At 33.4% G+C, this 20,661-nt stretch carries 12 protein-coding genes; 6 read left to right on the forward strand and 6 right to left on the reverse strand.

Features of this window, described 5'->3' with window-relative positions; genetic code table 11:
• The first annotated feature begins 161 nt into the window (after nt 1-161).
• From porU to AB3G39_RS16575, 5 genes are all read left to right on the forward strand, one after another.
• The gene (porU, locus tag AB3G39_RS16555) at nt 162-3,992 is read left to right on the forward strand and encodes a type IX secretion system sortase PorU (protein WP_369765732.1); all 3,831 of its coding nucleotides are present in this window, start codon (nt 162-164) and stop codon (nt 3,990-3,992) included.
• Nucleotides 3,993-4,030: 38 nt separating this feature from the next.
• Nucleotides 4,031-5,200: a type IX secretion system outer membrane channel protein PorV gene (porV, locus tag AB3G39_RS16560; RefSeq protein ID WP_367773427.1), complete on the forward strand. Its 1,170-nt coding sequence runs from the start codon at nt 4,031-4,033 to the stop codon at nt 5,198-5,200.
• 70 nt (nt 5,201-5,270) lie between these two features.
• Nucleotides 5,271-5,753 carry a cytidine deaminase gene (gene cdd, locus AB3G39_RS16565; protein WP_367773425.1) on the forward strand — a complete coding sequence of 161 codons (483 nt, stop codon included), beginning with the start codon at nt 5,271-5,273 and terminating at the stop codon, nt 5,751-5,753.
• 143 nt (nt 5,754-5,896) lie between these two features.
• Nucleotides 5,897-6,895 (forward strand): pyruvate dehydrogenase (acetyl-transferring) E1 component subunit alpha, encoded by a 999-nt coding sequence (pdhA, locus tag AB3G39_RS16570; protein WP_367757036.1) that lies wholly within the window; start codon nt 5,897-5,899, stop codon nt 6,893-6,895.
• An 8-nt stretch (nt 6,896-6,903) separates the two neighbouring features.
• Nucleotides 6,904-8,535: a 2-oxo acid dehydrogenase subunit E2 gene (locus AB3G39_RS16575; protein ID WP_369765733.1), complete on the forward strand. Its 1,632-nt coding sequence runs from the start codon at nt 6,904-6,906 to the stop codon at nt 8,533-8,535.
• 58 nt (nt 8,536-8,593) lie between these two features.
• On the opposite strand, the gene AB3G39_RS16580 is transcribed toward AB3G39_RS16575, so the two are convergent.
• From AB3G39_RS16580 to AB3G39_RS16590, 3 genes are all read right to left on the reverse strand, one after another.
• Entirely contained in the window at nt 8,594-9,445 is an 852-nt protein-coding gene (locus tag AB3G39_RS16580) for an IS3 family transposase (RefSeq protein ID WP_369764745.1), read from the reverse strand.
• A gap of 14 nt (nt 9,446-9,459) precedes the next feature.
• A complete protein-coding gene (locus AB3G39_RS16585) occupies nt 9,460-9,894 on the reverse strand; it encodes a transposase (protein ID WP_369764744.1) in 435 nt (144 codons plus the stop codon).
• A gap of 199 nt (nt 9,895-10,093) precedes the next feature.
• Entirely contained in the window at nt 10,094-11,338 is a 1,245-nt protein-coding gene (locus tag AB3G39_RS16590; protein WP_369765734.1) for a glycosyltransferase, read from the reverse strand.
• Between the two features lie 109 nt (nt 11,339-11,447).
• Here AB3G39_RS16590 and AB3G39_RS16595 point away from each other — a divergent pair, with 109 nt between their 5' ends.
• Nucleotides 11,448-12,029, forward strand: a complete 582-nt coding sequence (locus AB3G39_RS16595; protein ID WP_369765735.1) for a tRNA-(ms[2]io[6]A)-hydroxylase — start codon at nt 11,448-11,450, stop codon at nt 12,027-12,029.
• A 57-nt stretch (nt 12,030-12,086) separates the two neighbouring features.
• Here the strand turns inward: AB3G39_RS16595 and AB3G39_RS16600 are convergent, their stop codons facing one another.
• Genes AB3G39_RS16600 through AB3G39_RS16610 form a run of 3 tightly spaced genes read right to left on the reverse strand, consistent with a single transcriptional unit; the run spans nt 12,087 to nt 20,474 of the window.
• On the reverse strand, nt 12,087-13,958 hold the full coding sequence (locus AB3G39_RS16600) for an OmpA family protein (protein ID WP_367773416.1): 1,872 nt from the start codon (nt 13,956-13,958) through the stop codon (nt 12,087-12,089).
• A gap of 16 nt (nt 13,959-13,974) precedes the next feature.
• On the reverse strand, nt 13,975-14,892 hold the full coding sequence (locus AB3G39_RS16605; protein WP_367757027.1) for a type IX secretion system membrane protein PorP/SprF: 918 nt from the start codon (nt 14,890-14,892) through the stop codon (nt 13,975-13,977).
• A gap of 53 nt (nt 14,893-14,945) precedes the next feature.
• Entirely contained in the window at nt 14,946-20,474 is a 5,529-nt protein-coding gene (locus tag AB3G39_RS16610) for a gliding motility-associated C-terminal domain-containing protein (protein WP_369765736.1), read from the reverse strand.
• Nucleotides 20,475-20,661 lie beyond the last annotated feature (187 nt).

Here is a 20,661-nt window from a genome sequence, read left to right on the forward strand (position 1 = left end):
AACCTGCAACACCATTTTAAAAAATTTTGCGCAGTTCAACCATATTAAACTATTTCATACAAATCAAACGCAAATTTATACTATTTATTATTTATTTTAACACTAAAAGCTATATTTTTACTCATTCCAATTAATTTATTATTAATACAATTTAATAAATAATGCGAAAGCTACTTCTGATTACATTATCCTTAATTTCTTCCATTTTAAATGCCCAAACCGCAGATAACATCACCATCGAATGGCTTGATAAAACGGAGATGTCAATTGGAAATACTAAAATCAACATTCCAATCTTTACTGGAAATCAATTTCATTATGATACTGAAAAAAAGATTCTTTTTTACACTTTAAAGCTTAAAGTACCTTATTCTTATGATAAAAATGATGTTTTAATCTCAAATATAAATTACGAATCTGTTTCAGCAGAACAACTTGGCGACTTAAAGCTAGAAAACACACCAAAAGTAATAGCCCCAACTATACAAAATTTCAAAAGCCGAGGTGTTTTAGAATCTTTCCTGACCCTCTCTCCCATTATAAAGGACTTTTATGGATACAAAAGGATAAAATCTTTTTCTTACACCATCAATAACTCAACATCAAAAATTAATCAATCGAACAAAACCACGAAACTTATTTACAATTCCGTTTTGTCCTCTGGCGATTGGTATCGTTTTTATATTGAAAAATCAGGTGTTTATAAAATTTCAAAAAGTTTTTTACAAGAATTAGGGTTTCCAGCTAATGGAATTGATCCTAAAAAAATTAAAATATATGGCAATGGAGGAAAAATGCTTCCTTTATCAAATAATATTGATTACCCAGATGATTTAATTGAAAATACTATTCAAATTATTGGTGAAGATGACGGCACATTTGACACTAATGATTATATCTTATTTTATGCTCAAGGAGTTGACACTTGGAATGAAGAAAGTCAAACTAATATAAACCTTTACGATACAAAGTCGTACTATTACATCACCTCTTCTGGAGACAATGGTAAAAGAATGGGCCAAATGACTCAACCTTTAGGCAACAGTACATTGAATCTAAACACATTTGACGATTATCAATATCATGAAACAGATTTAGTCAATATTGCCCACCTTGGAAGACAATGGTTTGGAGAGTCATTTGACATCAATCAAGAACAAGAATTTGAATTCAACTTTCCTAATATTGATTTAACAACCCCAATAAAAATTAAAGCCGTAACCGCTTCGGCCGCTTATACCCCAACATCATTTCAAGTTAGCGCTAACAGTCAAACCATCGGACAAATCACTTTTCCTGCCATAAACACCAATTCTGACACTGAATTTTATGTTGGCAACTTACCCAGCAATGCCTCTTTCAACAGTGCTGAAAATGTAAAAATAAAACTAACATACAACAACAATGGTGTTCCTGGATCCAAAGGTTTTTTGGATTACATTGGGCTTTTGGCAAAAAGAAAACTCCAAGGATATGGCAAGCAATTCAATTTTCAATATAACTCTTCTAATGGAGAAATAGGCATTGTCAATTACAATTTTGCTAATGCAAATGGAATTTCTCAAATATGGGATATTACTAACACCAGTAATATAACCAAAGTAGAAAACAACAATCAAGATTTATTTTCATTTAAAGGAAATCTAGGAGAAACCAAGAAATACGTCGCTATCGATGCTTTAGACTACTACACTCCCTTAAAAGAGACTAAATCTAAAATAACTAACCAAAATATAAAAGGCACAATTTTCAATAACAACCAAGGAGCCTTTCAAGATATTGACTACGTTATAATAACTCCAAATGAGTTGAAAAATCAAGCAGAAAAACTCGCTGATTTCCATCGGAATTATTCCAAATTAAATGTAAAAGTCATTACTACAGAGTCTATTTATCAAGAATTTTCATCTGGAAAACAAGATATTGCAGCAATACGAAACTGCATAAAATACATATATGACAATGCTTCTACAGATGAAAAAAGGATCAAATATGTAAACCTTTTTGGAGACGCTTCCTATGATTATAAAAACAAAACCATAAACAATACAAATATAGTCCCTATTTATCATGCTTTAAACAGCAACACTATTGGAGAATCTTCATTTGCCTCAGATGATTTTTATGGTTTAATGGATGATAACGAAGGAAACATTATTTCCTATTTTGGTGGAATTGACATTGCGGTTGGCCGAATGCTTGTAAACAACCCTTCACAAGCAGAGGATATGGTTAATAAAGTAATTGAATACCATGACATCAAATCATACGGAAACTGGAGAAACAATTTCGTGATGATTTGTGACGACTCCGATCAAATATCTGATTCCAGCCTACAAAGCAGACAAAATAATTTGGCCGACAGAATCACGGCACAAAAACCTTTTTTTAATATCAATAAAATAATATTAGATTCTTATATCCAAGAAGCATCGGCTGGAGGTTTTAGATATCCAAAAGCGAGGACAGACTTTTTTAATGCATTCGAAAAAGGAGCACTAATCTTCAACTACTTGGGACACGGTGGTGAGGATGGATTATCGGCTGAACGAATTTGGGAAAAATCAGATAGCCAAAACCTAAACAATCAATACAAATATCCATTATTCATTACTATTACTTGCGAGTTTTCCCGCTTTGATAATCCCACCAGACCAACAGCAGGAGAATACACCTATTGGAACCCGAAAGGCGGTGCTATTGCAATGATTACTACTATTCGCGCTATTGGTCAATTTAGCGCAGAAAATTTCAACGACACTTTATCTCAAAACTTATTGTCTTTTGGTTCTAATGAATACACCTCAATTGCAGAGGCTTTACGAATATCAAAAAACAGCAATCCGAATTCATCTACTAATGTCGTTTTTTATATTGGAGATCCCGCATTGTTTTTAGCTATTCCAAAACCGAAAGTAAAGCTTACAAAAATAAATGATATCCCAACAACTCAAACCACGGATGCATTTAAATCATTAGCTCACATGAAAGTAACTGGCGAAATAACTGATGAAAATGATGTTACGCTGACAAATTATAACGGCGAAATTTCATCTACTATTTTTGATAAGACAATCCCAAGAACAACGTATAACAACGACGGAAACAGCCCACCAATAAATTTCAATACACTCGGAGAAACCATATTTAGAGGAAATGCTTCTGTTAAAAACGGAATATTTGAATTTAATTTTGTTGTCCCAAGAGACATTAGAATCCCTCTTGACAATGGAAAAATAAGTTTTTACGCTAAAAAAGAGCAGGTTTTAGAGAATGAAACTGGCTACGACACGAATATTAAAATAGGAGGTATAAATGAAAATGCAGTCGAGGACAATATTAGCCCAAAAGTTAAGTTATATATGAATGACGAGACATTTGTTTCAGGAGGCATTACAAACTCATCTCCTTTTTTACTTGCTTTTCTCGAAGATGAAAATGGAATTAATACTGCAAGCGGAATTGGACACGACATTATAGCTATTTTGGATGGAGACATAAGCAACCCATATATACTAAATGATTATTACCAAACAAATATTGATGATTTTACAAATGGAAGTTTACGATTCCCATTACATGACATTTCGGTCGGATTGCATACTATTGTATTTAAAGCATGGGATGTTTACAATAATCCAACAACTACCGAAATTCAATTTTTAGTAGTAGGAGACGAAACAATAACTTTGACACATGTTTTAAATTATCCAAATCCATTTGTCAATTATACTGAATTTTGGTTTACTCACAACAGACCTTACGAACCACTAACAGTTCAAATTCAAGTTTTCACAATAACTGGAAAGGTAGTTTGGACAAAAAACCAAATCATAACAACAGAAGGTTTTTTATCTAAAGAAATCACTTGGGACGGAAGAGATGATTTTGGAAATAAAATAGGCAAAGGCGTTTATATCTACAAGCTCACTGTCAAGTCTAGCACAACAAATAAAAAAGCTGAAAAGATCGAAAAGCTTGTGATACTTTAATAATATAGTATATTTGTTTAATGAATTTTAACATCAAAATGAGAAAAATAATACTTATAACAACTAGTATACTCACTTTTTCTTTTGCAAAAGCACAAGATAGAGTAATAACAACTGCAGTTCCCTTTTTATTAGTATCTGCAGATGCTAGAGCTGCTGGTATGGCTGATGTTGGTGTAGCCACTTCAGCAGATGCTTTTTCACAACAATGGAATCCTGCAAAATATGCTTTTGCAATTGATAAACAAGGCTTTTCTATAAGTTACACACCCTACCTTACTGATTTAGCCAATGATATTTCATTAGGACAATTAACCTATTATAATAAAATAAGCGAAAGAAGTGCTTTTGCTGGAAGTTTACGTTATTTTGGGTTTGGTAATATCGAATTAAGAGAAACTGGAGACCCAAATGAAGTTCCCAGAATTGTATCACCAAATGAGTTTGCACTAGATGGTTCTTATTCCTTAAAATTAAGCGAGAAATTTTCTATGGCTGTAGCAGGAAGATACATTCATTCTAATCTAAAAGTAGTTTCAGACAACGGTGATGCCTCTGCAGCAAATTCTTTCGCAATTGATGTTGCGGGTTTTTATCAATCAGAAGAAATTGCCTATAATGACTTTAACGGAAGATGGAGAGCAGGTTTTAATATTCAAAACTTAGGACCAAAAATAAGTTATGACAATGACGAAATTAGCACTAACTTTTTACCCGCTAACTTAAAGGTAGGAACTGGATTTGATTTCATACTTGACGATTACAACAAGGTAGCACTGAATCTTGAATTTAGTAAACTATTGGTTCCAACCCCTCAAAATCCAGATCTAAATGGAGACGGAACTATTACAGCTGAAGAAAGAGCTCAAAATAATGACAATTACCGCTCTATTGGTTGGGTTTCTGGAGTTTTTAAATCATTCGGAGATGCACCAGACGGATTTAGTGAAGAAGTTAAAGAAGTTACATATGCAGTTGGAGCTGAATACTTATACCAAGATTCATTTGCAATGAGACTAGGTTATTTTCATGAAAGTCCACTTAAAGGAGCTAGAAAATTTTTCTCGCTTGGAGCCGGATTTAAATACAATGTAGTTAAAGTAGATGTGTCTTATTTATTCTCAGCTTCAAAAGTAAAAAACCCTTTAGAAAACACCCTTCGTTTCTCTCTTACATTCAACTTTGGAGACAAATACGATGAATATTAATTTATAATAAAATTTAAATTAAAAGTCCAAATTTCAACCCCTGAACTTTGGACTTTTTTTCCTATAAAATATGAAAGAAATAACTATTACAAGCCATTTCTCTGTTTATAATTCAACACTTGAATTACCAATTGAAGTACAAAATCTTATGGAGCAAGCCATTTCAACACGGAAAAATGCATATGCACCATATTCAAAATTTAGAGTCGGTACGGCTTTATTATTAGATAATGGAAAAATAGTATTGGGCTCTAATCAAGAAAATGCTGCTTATCCATCTGGACTATGCGCAGAGCGAGTAGCTATTTTTCAAGCCGGAGCAATATACCCAAATGCAAAAATCACAAAAATGGCGATTACAGCTGCTTCAGACACCAATAAAACAACAGAACCAATACCTCCTTGCGGCGCGTGTAGACAATCAATTGCTGAATATGAAATCCGTCAAGAGTCTCAAATAGAAATTTATTTCATGGGAGAAACTGGCGAAGTCTATAAATCAGAATCACTAAAAAACCTGCTCCCGTTATTATTTAACAAAAACGTGTTGTAAAATTGCTAAAAATTAGCTTTTTAATTTTAGTTCTTAGTTGGAATGTCCTATTTTTGCAATTCGCAAATTTGTGGGAGGAAACTATTTTGCGTTATAGGTACTAGTTGATAACACAATAAAACTTTAGCAAAAGAACAATTGAGATGAAAGAAGTTACAAAAGAAGTATATTTAAAGTGGTACGAAGACATGCTGCTTTGGAGAAAGTTTGAAGACAAGCTTGCAGCATTATACATACAACAAAAAGTTAGAGGTTTTCTACACTTATATAATGGTCAAGAAGCAGTACTAGCAGGTGCATTGCATGCAATGGACTTGACAAAAGACAAAATGATTACTGCATATAGAAATCACGTTCAACCAATTGGAATGGGTGTAGATCCAAGAAGAGTAATGGCTGAGCTTTTAGGAAAAGTTACGGGAACATCAAAAGGAATGGGTGGTTCTATGCATATTTTCTCAAAAGAGCACCGTTTTTATGGTGGTCATGGAATCGTAGGTGGACAAATTCCTGTAGGAGCTGGATTGGCTTTTGCAGATAAATACTTTGAAACTGGCGGTGTAACAATGACCTATTTTGGTGATGGAGCAGCACGTCAAGGATCTTTGCACGAAGCTTTCAACATGGCTATGTTATGGAAACTACCTGTAGTTTTTATTGTAGAAAATAACGGTTATGCAATGGGAACTTCTGTTGAAAGAACGGCTAACCACACTGATATTTGGAAACTAGGTTTAGGGTATGAAATGCCTTGTGGACCAGTTGACGGAATGAATCCAGTAAAAGTTGCTGAAGCGATGACAGAAGCTATTGATAGAGCGCGTCGTGGTGATGGACCAACTTTCTTAGAAATGAAAACATATCGTTATAGAGGACACTCTATGTCGGATGCTCAACTATATAGATCAAAAGAAGAAGTAGAAGAATACAAAAAAATTGATCCAATTACACAAGTTCTAGATGTAATTAAAGATCAAAAATATGCTACAGAAGAAGAAATTGACGCAATCGACCAAAGAGTTAAAGACTTAGTTCAAGAATGTGTTGATTTTGCTGAAGAATCGGAATATCCTCCAATTCAACAATTATACGACGTAGTATACGCACAAGAAGATTATCCATTTATACCTCATAAACTATAAAATCAATTATGGCAACAATAATTACAATGCCTCGTTTGAGTGATACTATGACGGAAGGAACGGTAGCAACTTGGCTTAAAAAAGTAGGTGACAAAATTAGCGAAGGCGATATCCTTGCAGAAATTGAAACTGACAAAGCAACAATGGAATTTGAGTCTTTCAACGAAGGAACTCTTTTGCATATAGGAATTCAAGCTGGCGAAACAGCGCCTGTAGATTCATTATTAGCAATAATAGGAAATGAAGGGGAAGATATTTCTGCAATTTTGGCAGGAAAATCTGAAACTCCTAAAGAAGATACTACAAAGAAAGAAACAACTTCTGAAACTAAAACTGAAGTAAAAGAAACAGCTGCTCCGGCTACTTTACCTAAAGGTGTTATAGTGGTAACTATGCCTCGTTTAAGTGATACGATGACGGAAGGAACTGTAGCTACTTGGTTGAAAAAAGTAGGTGATACAGTTGCTGAAGGTGATATTCTTGCTGAAATCGAAACCGATAAAGCAACAATGGAATTCGAATCTTTCAACGAAGGAACTTTATTATACATAGGAATTGAAGAGGGAAATGCAGCACCAATTGACAGCTTATTAGCTATTATAGGACCTGCAGGAACTGATATCTCAGGAATAGCAGAAAACTTCACATTTGGAGGAGCTAAACCAGCAACAACTGAAGAGGTTGCATCAGCATCTGCTACACCGGCAGAGCCAACAGCACAAGAAGCTTCTACTGATGGAAAACGTATTTTAGCATCGCCGTTAGCAAAGAAAATTGCTAGCGACAAAGGAATTCAATTGACACAAGTTAAAGGTTCTGGTGAAAACGGGCGTATTGTGAAAAGCGATATCGAAAACTACTCACCTGCTGCTGCAGTGCCACAAGCTGCTGCACCTGCACCTGCTAAAACCGAAACTGTTGCTGCACCGGCACCAAAAGTTTTTGTTCCTGCTGGAGAAGTATTTACTGAGGAAATCAAGAATTCGCAAATGCGTAAAATCATTGCAAAACGTCTAGCGGAATCTTTATTCACTGCACCACATTACAACTTAACCATAGAAGTAACTATGGACGAAGCAATGAAATCAAGAGCAATTATCAATAATGTTCCGGATACTAAAGTATCTTTCAATGACATGGTGATTAAAGCTTGTGCAATGGCTCTTAAAAAACACTTGAAAATTAATTCACAGTGGAAAGAAGATGCAATTACCATCAACCACCATGTAAACATAGGTGTTGCAGTAGCTGTTGAAGACGGATTAGTTGTTCCTGTATTAAAATTCACTGATGCTATGAGTTTGTCTCAAATTGGCGGAAGTGTTAGAGATCTTGCTGGAAGAGCAAAAAACAAAAAATTACTACCTTCAGAAATGGAAGGAAGTACTTTCACAGTTTCTAATCTTGGAATGTTTGGTATCACTGAATTTAATTCAATTATCAACCAACCTAACTCAGCTATCCTATCTGTAGGAGCAATCGTTGAGAAACCAGTGGTTAAAAACGGACAAATTGTTGTAGGTAACACTATGATGTTATCTCTTGCTTGTGACCACCGCACTATCGACGGAGCAACTGGAGCACAGTTCTTACAAACATTAAAACAATACATTGAAAATCCAGTAACCATGCTTGCATAAGTACTGATTCTTGTCCCGTCCTAAAAAAGCGATACAGATTATTAGCTAAAATTAAATATTAAACAGTAGCAAAAACGTTTTTGCTACTGTTTTTTGTTTTATAAGTTCTCATCTTCGTTTTGTTTTGAGAATGCATTTGGTTTGGAGTCAGCATAAAATTCGAATAATGAGGCCTAAGTCCATTGTAAATAGTAACTGATTCCTTGACAATTTGATTTGTTATTTTTGCTCCTTGATTGTATTTATCAATGCTAAATTCTTGTTTTAAAATTCCATTTATTCTTTCTGCAACAGCATTTTCATAAGGATCTGAATTTTGTGTCATGCTGCATAAAACCCTTTTTTTGATGAGCTCTTCTTGGTATTCATTGGCACAATATTGAATTCCTCTATCAGAATGATGTATCAATGGTAAATTAAAATTCTTTCTTTGCTTAAGAGCCATTTTTAAAGCCATTACACTACTTTGAGTATTTAAGTTGTTAGCCACAAAATACCCCATTATCTTCTTTGAATAAGCATCGGTAACCAAACTTAGGTAGCAAGGATTATCTCTTTTTCCAATGTACGTGATGTCTGACACCCAGACTTGTTCAGGCCTGTTTATCTCTAAATCTAAAATTAAATTCTCGTGTTTTCTAAAACGATGATGGGAGTTAGTTGTTATATGATAAGAACGTTTTGGCTGTATTAATAAATGATTGGCTCTTAGTATATCAAAGAATTTATCTCTGCCTATTTTTATCAATAGGAGTTTGTCTGACAAAAGATAATATAGTTTTCTAGTGCCTATTCTAGGCATTATTTTTCTGATAGCATCAACCATCAAAATAACCTGTTCTGCTTTATCTTGTTTAACTATTTTTCTTCGAATTCTTCGATAATAAACCTGTCTGTCTATCCCGAACAAATAACAGGTAAATGCTATTGTTTGTTGTTCTTTTGTCTTGAAATAATCGATTGTTCGGGTACAGAGTTTTTTCGGATATCGATTTGATATTCTTTTTCTGCTAAATCAATCATCATATCAAACAGGATAGCCTTCTTGTCTGCAACAAAAGCCTGTCGCTCCAGGAATGCCTTTTGTTTTTCTAGAAGCTTGACTTGAACTTCAAGCTCCATAATCTTTTGTTCGGGTGTTTTTTCCATCTTTGAAGAGATTTGGTTCTCCCAATCAAAGTTACCAAATTTAATTAGCCATTGTACAACTGTCTTTCTACATTGAATACCGTAATTCTTTGTTGCTTGGCTAACTGTAAGTTGTCCTCGTTCTATTTCTTGAACGATTTCTAATTTTAAAGACATAGTGTAGTCTTTTTGCGTACGCTTTAAATAGCGCGTTTGTTGTAATGATTCCATAGGATACTTTTTTGTGTATCACTATTTCAGGACTAGACATCTGTATAAAAAAACCCGTCTTGTGTAAAAAACTTGACGGGTTTTTTATTTGAGCATATCCTTGCTTCCACTTTCGTTACAGCAAGGTCGGGCTGTACACTATATCTTTTATTACATTCTATAAAAGGATGTCGCTTCCATCACTTATGCATTCCATCATTTAAAACTTATTCTTCTCCTCTATCCACTTTGACATGTATTTCGTACTTTTCAAAGTATGATGATGCAACAGCTCACCCATAAAATTATTCATTCTATGTTGAACTAAATTCGCCTTAACGCTTTGGATTAATTCTTTGAAATCATCTTCAAATAAGCTTCTTAAATAACGATTTTTAATAATCTCAATTCCATTTCTTTGAGCTTGAATCCATTTATTTCTATCTTGGTATAACTCTATTGCTTTATTTGCAAAAAACTCCGAATTATCCTCTACAAAACCATTCCAATCTAAATTAGCTCGCATAGATTCAGCACCAATAGACGTGGTTACACTAGGAGTTCCAAATTGCATCGCTTCTAATAATTTTCCTTTTATTCCTGCACCAAAACGCAACGGAGCTAAAACTACACGAGACTCTTTAACTACATCGCATGCATTCTCAGCACGTCCTTTTATCAAAAAACCTTCTTTATCATTATTTAATTGTACCACTTTTTGAGAAGGATAAGCTCCATAAATATTCAAAACAGCTTCTGGCAATTGCTTTTTAATCGACGGCCAAATAGATTCTTTCAAATATTGCACAGCATTCCAATTGGGTTCATGATAAAAATTACCAATAAAAACAAAATCCTTTCGCTCCTCAAAAGAAGGCAATTCAAGTAAGTTTGGAATCTCATTTACATTTAGCAAAAGTGGCAAATAATACAACAAACTTCCATCTATTTTAAAAATCGCATTTAATAGATCTATTTCAAATTCAGAAATCATTAAAGAAAGATCACAACGTAAAATACTAGCTATTTCACGCTTGGCAACATCTTCATAAAACAAATCCGATAGCTCAAATAAACGTTGTTCCTTAAAGGCTTTTTGACGTGCTACTCGCAAACAATGTAAGTCTTCGGTATCCAAAAGTCGTAATGCATTAGGACAGCTTTCGGCTACTCGCCAACCAAACTGTTCCTCCATCATAAAACGATCAAATAAAACAATCGTAGGATTTAGCTCTTTTACAAAAATATCAAAACTAGCACAATTTAAAGAAATACCTTTTTTTTCAACTCCCAACAAATTAAGATCGACCATAAAATCACTATCCAGTGCTGGACTTGCAAAAGTAATCTCATAACCTTCTTCTTTAAAAAAGGAAATCAATTGCATCATTCTAGCACCAGCAGCAGAAGAATTAGGCTCTGGCCAAACAAAACCAATTATTAATAGCTTTTCAATCACTTTCATACCTTATATCATTACAAATACAAAATAATGGTATTTAGACCGCATTACCATGATTTCGACAATAAATAAGAAAGAAAACACTAATTTTACAACTTTAAAACACAAATAAATGTTAGGATTAAAATTAGCAACCGATCCCCGTTGGGTAAATATAGTTGAATCAAATATTGAAGAAATATTGACGGACCATGCATGGTGTGAACAAAAAGCAGCTTCTAATGCGATAAGTCTAATAACCCAAAACTCGGAAAAAGCAGAATTAGTAACTGAACTAATGATTATAGCAAAAGAAGAAATAGAACATTTCAAAATGGTCCACGATCTTATAAAAGAAAGAGGACTTACTTTTGGTCGTGAACGCAAAGACAGCTACGTTAATGAACTTTTTAAATTCTTGAAAAAGGACGGAAGTCGTAATGACGCTTTATGCGAGCGTTTACTATTTTCAGCCATGATTGAAGCAAGAAGTTGCGAAAGATTCAAGGTTCTTTCTGAAAATATAAAAGATCAAGAACTAGCTAAATTTTATCGGGATTTAATGATTAGCGAAGCAGGGCACTACACTACGTTTTTAGGTTTCGCAAAAAAATACGCTGACAATGTTGATGTTGATAAACGATGGAAAGAATGGATTGAATTTGAAGCTTCCATTATCATAAATTACGGAAAAAATGAAACAGTACATGGTTAAAATAAAAAAGCGAATTCTAAATTAGGATTCGCTTTTTTATTTTAACAGGAAGTAAAATTACTTCTTTACAATGATAAATTCCGAACGTCTGTTTAAAGCATGTTCCTCTTCGGTACATTTTACGCAATTTATTTTTAATTCAGATTCCCCGTAACCTTTTCCTGATATTTTATCTGCACTTATTCCTTTAGAAATTATATATTGAACAGTCGCATTGGCTCTTCTTTCTGAAAGATCCATATTATAATCATCTCTACCTCTAGAGTCAGTATGTGATTTAGCTACAATGACCAAATCCTTATTCTGAGACATTATATAAACCAACTTATCAAGTTCATCCGCACCAAGTGTTGTAATATCACTTTTATCAAATTTAAAATATATTGGATTAAAGATAAATTCTGTATCCGTAACAACAACATTAATAGGGTCTAATTTAGCATCAACATTATATTCACCTCCATTACTAACTGCAATAGGAAATGTTTTTGAAATAAAACCATCTTTACTAATTTCAACAAAATATGATTTATCATTTTTGGCACTATACATCACAGTTCCATTTTCGTTTGTTAATTGTTTATCCAAAACCTTTTTATCTATATCAGAAACAACCACTCTCGCATTAGTTATAACAGAACCCGTTACAGAATTACTAACAATGGCATGTATTTTTCCATTTTCAACAACAGGTATCGAAGAGTAAATTTGGTCTTTACCATTACGATTACTTGAAACATAACCTATCTTATTTTTTTTATTAAAAGTAAAAGCAAAATCATCTTTTTCAGAGTTTACAGGTTTACCAATATTACTGGCAACTTCATTTTTATTTAAATCTATTGAAAAAATATCAAAACCACCAAGACCTGACAGTCCTTTTGATGAAAAATACAGAATACTTTCATCTGTAATAAAAGGAAAACTTTCATCTTGAGAAGTATTTACATTAGCACCCAAATTTTCAGGATCTCCAAAACCTCCATCAGCTTTAACTTTAACTTTCCAAATATCCAATCCACCAAAAGTACCAGGCATGTTAGATGCAAAATAAAGTGTTTCCCCATCTTTTGTTATTGATGGATTACTAACCGAATAGTTTTTACTGTTAAAAGGTAAAGGAGTTATATTTGACCATTTTCCATTACTATCAGTGGCTTTATATAAATTTACTTGACCAAACTTAATTCTTTTACTTTTATTTTTATCAAACAATTTTTCGTTGAAACTTTCGCTAGAGAAATAAACAGTTTTACCGTCTTGAGTCATAGTCAAAGGACCTTCATGGTAAACAGAATTCAATTCTGAAATTGGAACAGGTTCCGAATAAGTAGCCTCTTTTTCATTATAATTTGACCTGTAAAGATCTAAGAAAGGCTCGTTATTCCATCCATAAATTTTTCTGCTTTCATTTCTAGAACTGGCAAAATATAATACATCGTTATATTGAATAGCTCCAAAATCAGATTTTTCAGAATTAATATTTAACTTCTTTAAGTCAAACAATTTTTCTTTGCTAGAAATTTTAGATAAATAATCAGAATTATTAACAAACTCCTTAGATCTAGGGTCATTGGGTTCCATTCCAACAAATATTTTCATTTGTTTATCTGATAAATCATACTTACTATTGGATTTCAATACTTGTGCATATTTATAATATGTATCCGCATCTTGCTTCGTCTGTAAAGCTTTTTCATACCAATTTTCAGATTCAGAAGTGTTATTCATATTATAATAACATTCCCCTAGTTGCTTAAAAACATAAGAATCTGAATTTCCGTTTTGAACTAACATATTATAAGCATCCGCTGCTTTTACATATTCGTATCTGTCAAATAATTTATCTGCAGATTTTGTTTGATTATTTTGTGAGAAAATACTAATACTATTTAGTACAAAAAACAAAATTGTTGTATATCTTTTCATTAATTAAAATTTTGTATTAGAAAAATCTAGGTGAACGTGAAACCTTTTTTGGCGTAAATAAATCATATAAAATTATAAATTCATGAGAAGAAGGTGCAGTCACCTTTAAATCAGAAATTATATGGTCATAAGCATATCCTATTCTTAGCTCAGGTGTGATAGCAAAATTAACCATAGCACCAAAGCTATCTTCTAGTCTATAGCTCGCTCCTAACTCTATTTTCTCCATATATAAAAAATTTGCAGAAAGATCTAATGAAGGTTTTACATCAAATGCTGATTTCAACATAAAAGAAGGCTTAAATTTCAAATCATAATTAATATCAAACACATATCCCGCTGTTAAGAAATAATGAGAAACATCAGAACCGTACTCACGCCCATTATAATCTAAATGTGCTGACTTCATCATATTAGGAATTGAAAAGGAAACGTAGTATTTATCCGTGTAGTAAAAAAGACCAGCCCCTAAATTTAATGAAGCGTCATTTATGTCTTCCCCAAAAATACCTTCAGATGGGTCAGGTAGAGAAGATTGAATATCTCTAAGCGCCACTTTATGAAAAGAAACACCTGTTTTTAAACCAAAAGCCAATCTATGAGTGTCATTTAATTTTAAAGTATAAGAGAAATCTCCATACACATTTTGTTCAGTAACAGGGCCTATTTTATCTGAAATAAAAGACAGACCTAAACCTACATTATTACCTGCAGGAGCATGCCCTGAAAAAGTAAAAGAAGTAGGTGCATCCTCTATATTTACCCATTGCTTTCTATATAAAGCACCAAAAGAAATACTTTCTTTCGAACCTGCATATGCAGGATTAATAACATTCATATTATACATATATTGAGTATAATGTGGATTTTGCTGTGCCGATATATCAATACAGGCAAAAAGAACCAAAAGAGAAGTTAAAAATATTTTATTCATATCTGTTTATTTTTCATTTTGTTGATAAAAAAACCAACAATATATTTATTAAATTATTGTTTTTCTCTGATTAGATAAATCCAACCTGTTTTTGTCTTACCATTATTAAACTCAATAACGTAATAATATGTAGCACTTGGAAGCTCATTCCCTTTATCCGACTGACCTTTCCATTGATTAGTATAGTTAGATTGGTTATATACTTTGATTCCATATCTATCAAATATTTCGAGCTTTTTAACACCTAATAATCTCAAATCAAAATTGTCATTAGATCCATTTCCATCAGGTGAAATTCCTTTTTGTATATTACAATAAATAGTTTCAATTAATACACTATTAGTAGTTTCACAACCGTTAGGAACTGATGTAATTGTCAAAGTATAAGTCAGTGGAAAGGCTACATCACTTGAAGTAGATGCTATTAAACTCGAAACATTTAATATATTAGAATTTGTTCCCACTGCTAATCCTGTATTGTCTTTCCATTGATAATTAACCTCATTAGGATTATAAGAACTAGCAAGAGGACTTGCTGTCAAAACATAATCTTTATCATCGCAATTACCTATAACTTCAAATTGAATTTGTGGGGGAACTGGATTAATAGTTTGCACTGTTCCTGTGTTTATGCAAAAAACACTACTTGTAAATCTTACACTTATTGGATAAGTACCAGGTAATAAATTTACAAATATAGGACTGTCTTGATAACCATTACCTATACTGTATTGTACATCATCTTGTGCAGTAATTCTAATTGTTCCCGTTGAAACTAAACAAGTTGGCTGAATAATCCCTTCTACAGTTGGCACCAAAGGTAAAGGAGGAAGTGGATCAATCGTAACTTTTAAAATACTCTGAACAGAGCAAGTGTTATCAGCAATATTTCTTACATATAAGGTGTAATCATTTGGCACCAACCCTGAAAAAGAATTTGAAGCCTGGAAAGTCACCCCATTTAAACTATATTCTACACCTGTTTGCGTTGCAATTACAATACTTCCAGATGGAACTTCACAAATTGGCTGAACTACACTTGCCAATGTTGGAATTATAGGAGGTGTAGGTAATGGATTAATTATTGTTGGTGTTGATGAAACATTTGCACAACTATTATCAGATACACTTCTTACATATAATGTATAGTCGTTTGGAATTAATCCCGAAAAGGAATTTGAAACCTGATATGTTATTCCATCTAAACTATATTCTGCTCCAGTTTGTGTAGTAATAGAAATAGTCCCAGAAGGTACTGCACACGTTGGTTGAATTACACTAGCAGTGGTTGGAACGACAATAACCTGTATTGGGTTAATAATTACATTTGTAGAAGACAGCGTTACACAAGTAATATCAGTTATATTCCTAACATATAGTGTATAACTATTTGTCGCTAAGCCTGAAAACGAATTTGATCCTTGATAAATAACCCCATCTAGGCTATATTCAACTCCTGATTGCGAAGTTATTGTTATGGTTCCTGATGGTGTTGAACATGTAGGCTGAACAACACTTGCTGATGTAGGAATAACTGGGGGCAATGGTATAGCATTCACTGTTGTTGTAGAAGAAGACATATTCATACAAGTTGTGTCTCCTATATTTCTAACATATAATGTATAATTATTAGGCGCTAAGCTTGAAAATGAATTTGATGTTTGAAAAGTAATACCATCTAAACTGTATTCAACCCCTGTTTGTGTAGTTATTGCAATAGTACCTGAAGGTGTTCCACATGTGGGTTGAATTACACTAGAAGTAGTTGGTACTACTGGCGGAGTTGGTATCGCATTTATAGTTATTGCTGATGGAAACATAGTAATACAACTCGTATCGCCTGTATTTCTAACAAACAATGTATAATTATTTGGTGCTAAACCTGAAAATGTATTTGATCCTTGGTAAGTCACTCCATCCAAACTATATTCAATTCCTGCTTGTGCCGTTATTGAAATTGTTCCTGAAGGTATCGCACATGTTGGTTGGGTTATACTCGCTGTTGCTGGTACAACTGGTGGTAATGGAGTCGCATTTATTGTTGTTGTAGACGCTGACATTGTCACACAAGTAATATCTGATAAATTTCTAACGTATAATGTGTAACTATTCGGTGCAAGTCCAGAGAATGAATTCGACGACTGATAAGTTGTTCCTTCTAAACTATATTCTACTCCTGATTGGGAAGTTATTGTTATAGTTCCTGATGGAGTGGCACATGTAGGCTGAACAACACTGGCAGTTGTAGGAACAACTGGCGGCATTGGCACAGCATTTACTGTTGTTGTAGAAGAAGACATAGTCATACAAGTTGTATCACCTGTATTTCTAACATACAATGTATAATTATTTGGTGTTAAGCCTGGAAAGGAATTTGATGCTTGATAAGTACTTCCGTCTAAACTATATTCAACTCCAGTTTGTGCTGATATAACAATTGTCCCGGTAGGAGTTCCGCAGGTTGGCTGAACTACACTAGAAGTAGAAGGCACTACTGGTGGAGTTGGTATCGCATTTATAGTTATTGCTGATTGAGCCATAGTAATACAACTCGTATCGCCTGTATTTCTAACAAACAATGTATAATTATTTGGTGCTAAACCTGAAAATAAATTTGATCCTTGGTAAGTCACTCCATCCAAACTATATTCAATTCCTCCTTGCGCCGTTATTGAAATTGTTCCTGAAGGTATCGCACATGTTGGTTGGGTTATACTCGCTGTTACTGGAACAACTGGTGGTAATGGAGCCACATTTATTGTTGTTTTAGTTGCTGACATTGTCACACAAGTAATATCCGCTATATTTCTAACATATAATGTATAATCATTTGGTGCTAGACCTGAAAATGAATTAGATGCTTGATAAGTAGTTCCATCCAAACTATATTCTACTCCTGATTGGGAAGTTATTGTTATAGTTCCTGATGGTGTGGCACATGTAGGCTGAACAACACTGGCAATTGCAGGAACAACTGGCGGCAATGGTACTGCATTCACTGTTGTTGTAGAAGAAGACATAGTCATACAAGTTGTATCACCTGTATTTCTAACATACAATGTATAATTATTTGGTGTTAAGCCTGGAAAGGAATTTGATACTTGATAAGTACTTCCATCTAAACTATACTCTACTCCTGTTTGTGTTGTTATTACAATAGTTCCTGAAGGCGTTCCACATGTAGGTTGAGTTACACTAGCTAATGTAGGTTCAACTGGTGGAGTTGGTATAGCGTTTATTGTTATTACTGATGGTGACGGAGTAATACAACTTGTATCTCCCGTATTTCTTACATATAATGTATAATCATTTGGCGCTAAACCTGAGAAAGAATTCGAACCTTGATAACTTATTCCATCCAAGCTATATTCGATTCCTGCTTGTGCAGTTATTGTTATAGTTCCTGATGGTATCGCACATGTTGGTTGAGTTATACTAGCCGTAGCAGGAGTAACAGGAGGTAATGGTGCTTCATCAATAGTAGTTGTAGAAGCGGACATGGTTACACAAGTGGCATCTCCAGAATTCCTAACATATAATGTATAGTCATTAGCTGCTAAGCCTGAAAATAAATTAGATGCTTGATAAGTAGTTCCATCCAAACTATATTCTACTCCTGATTGGGAAGTTATTGTTATAGTTCCTGATGGTGTCCCACATGTAGGCTGAACAACACTGGCAGTTGTAGGAACAACAGGTGGCAATGGTACTGCATTTATTATTGTTGTTGTTGCAGACATTGTCATACAAGTTGTATCATCCATATTTCGAACATACAATGTATAGCTATTTTCTGGTAAGCCTGAAAATGAATTTGTATTTCTAAAAATAATACCATCTAAACTATACTCAGCACCGAATTGAGCCGTTATAACAATTGTCCCAGATGGAGATGCACAGGTTGGTTGAACTACATTTGCTGCTGTAGGAACTAAAGGGACAGGAGGTGCAGGGTTAATTACAACAGGAGATATTGAACTAATACTGCAAGAACCGTCAGATGCCTTTCTAATATATAATGTATAACTATTTGGGTTTAAACCCGAAAAAGTATTAGAAGCTTGATAAGTAGTTCCGTCAATACTATATTCAGCACCATTTTGACTTCCAATAGTTATTGTTCCCAATGGATTAGAACAGGTAGGCTGCACTAAACTTGAAGTTACTGGTGGTTCAAATAAATTTATTGTATAAAAATCATTACTATAACATGGTATTAATCCTGCTGATGAAAAAACAACTGGATTAGGATCTCTTAGATTATAATCTATTCCTAAATTACCATAATCTAAATTACTCGAAATTTCAGGACTTAAAAAAGAGTTAGTTACACTATAACTTGTCTCATCCGTATCTTTCATTGTAAAACCAAAAAATTTAATATCACCAGAAGTGTAACCAATTAATGATTTTAAAATTTCTACCTCGAAACCTAAATTATAATCAGTAGCTCCAGTATTATTTTTATTAACCCCAAAAAAAGAGCCAGGTGTACTTGGGGTAGCGCTCCCAAGCGATGTTCTAACAGATTCTCCTGATTTTAATTCAACAATATCAGCAAAATAATTTGACTCTGTTGCATCAGTTGAAATAATTAAACAATAATCAGCTTGAAAGTAAGAATCAAATGTACTAGGATTATTATTAAAATAATTAAAACCCTTAACAGTGGCACCAGTTAGAACGTCACCATAATTAGACATATTAAAACCACCTGATTTCGAATCTAAAAATAACAAAAGACTACTGTTTTTATCCACTTTACCTGCAAGACCAACTACTAAGTTATTTTCTTCTGGACTAATTTTCAATGAATTTACATATGCTTTAGTAGCACTTACAGATAAAGGTGCTGTTAATACATTATCTTCAATTGGACCAGTTCCCCAAGCAGACTCAGTCATTGACCCATCTATGTTCTTTGCATATCTTGAACGAACACTTACTGTTTGTCCGTTCATAAGTGAACTTGTTGTATAAGTTCTGCTAGCTGACATAGCTTGTACAATAACTCCTTCTACCGAAAATTCAAACAAATCCCCGCCCCCATTCGCTGTAAAAGTTACAGGTGTGTTAGGACATAATAAGTTTGTAGGGCTATTACTAGGAGAAACAGAAATACTAACAGAAGCTGGAGATAAATATACTGATGCGACAACAGGAACCCTAATACTTACATCATTTGTCGATTTAGATTTACTTTGTACATAAAAGGTTCTAGTAGTTTTAATACTGGGACTATAAACAAAGCCAGTATATAAAGGAGTAGTAGCATTTTGACTTGCATACCACTCAATTTGTTCATCTGTACTAGAACCATTTGCGTATACATTAACTTGGACAAAACTTACACCATCACCGCAAGAACTTCCCGCAATTACTGAAGGAGGTGCTAAGAAAGCATTAAGTCTTGCCGATTTTAAAGATTTTTTACTCTTTTTAATTGTATCCGTAAAACTAAGATTTTTATAAAATGCTATAGTAAGATTAGTCCCAAATAGATTTTCATTGGGCTTTTTTGCAAGAATCTGATTTCCTGAAAATGTCAAAAACAGTAAAAATAAAAGTAATTTATTTTTCATATAATAAATTTTGTTGTTAGTATAACATACTATAATTTTTAAAAAAAGAGTAAGAAAATAAAACATAAATGTATTGTTTTATTTTGTTTATGCACAAATATATTTAATATAAAATTAACATTATTAATATAATATCTAAAAAGTATTCATACTCTACCAATATTTAATAGAAAAACTAGAATAAAAC

Origin of the sequence: Flavobacterium sp. WC2416 (assembly GCF_041200095.1) — a bacterium.
Classification (GTDB): domain Bacteria; phylum Bacteroidota; class Bacteroidia; order Flavobacteriales; family Flavobacteriaceae; genus Flavobacterium.

Bases quoted from the DNA above. Each gene is read 5' to 3' on its own strand.
- porU (WP_369765732.1), top strand. From the start codon at position 162: ATGCGAAAGCTACTTCTGATTACATTATCCTTAATTTCTTCCATTTTA.
- porV (WP_367773427.1), top strand. From the start codon at position 4,031: ATGAGAAAAATAATACTTATAACAACTAGTATACTCACTTTTTCTTTT.
- cdd (WP_367773425.1), top strand. From the start codon at position 5,271: ATGAAAGAAATAACTATTACAAGCCATTTCTCTGTTTATAATTCAACA.
- pdhA (WP_367757036.1), top strand. From the start codon at position 5,897: ATGAAAGAAGTTACAAAAGAAGTATATTTAAAGTGGTACGAAGACATG.
- AB3G39_RS16575 (WP_369765733.1), top strand. From the start codon at position 6,904: ATGGCAACAATAATTACAATGCCTCGTTTGAGTGATACTATGACGGAA.
- AB3G39_RS16585 (WP_369764744.1), bottom strand. From the start codon at position 9,894: ATGGAATCATTACAACAAACGCGCTATTTAAAGCGTACGCAAAAAGAC.
- AB3G39_RS16590 (WP_369765734.1), bottom strand. From the start codon at position 11,338: ATGAAAGTGATTGAAAAGCTATTAATAATTGGTTTTGTTTGGCCAGAG.
- AB3G39_RS16595 (WP_369765735.1), top strand. From the start codon at position 11,448: ATGTTAGGATTAAAATTAGCAACCGATCCCCGTTGGGTAAATATAGTT.
- AB3G39_RS16600 (WP_367773416.1), bottom strand. From the start codon at position 13,958: ATGAAAAGATATACAACAATTTTGTTTTTTGTACTAAATAGTATTAGT.
- AB3G39_RS16605 (WP_367757027.1), bottom strand. From the start codon at position 14,892: ATGAATAAAATATTTTTAACTTCTCTTTTGGTTCTTTTTGCCTGTATT.
- AB3G39_RS16610 (WP_369765736.1), bottom strand. From the start codon at position 20,474: ATGAAAAATAAATTACTTTTATTTTTACTGTTTTTGACATTTTCAGGA.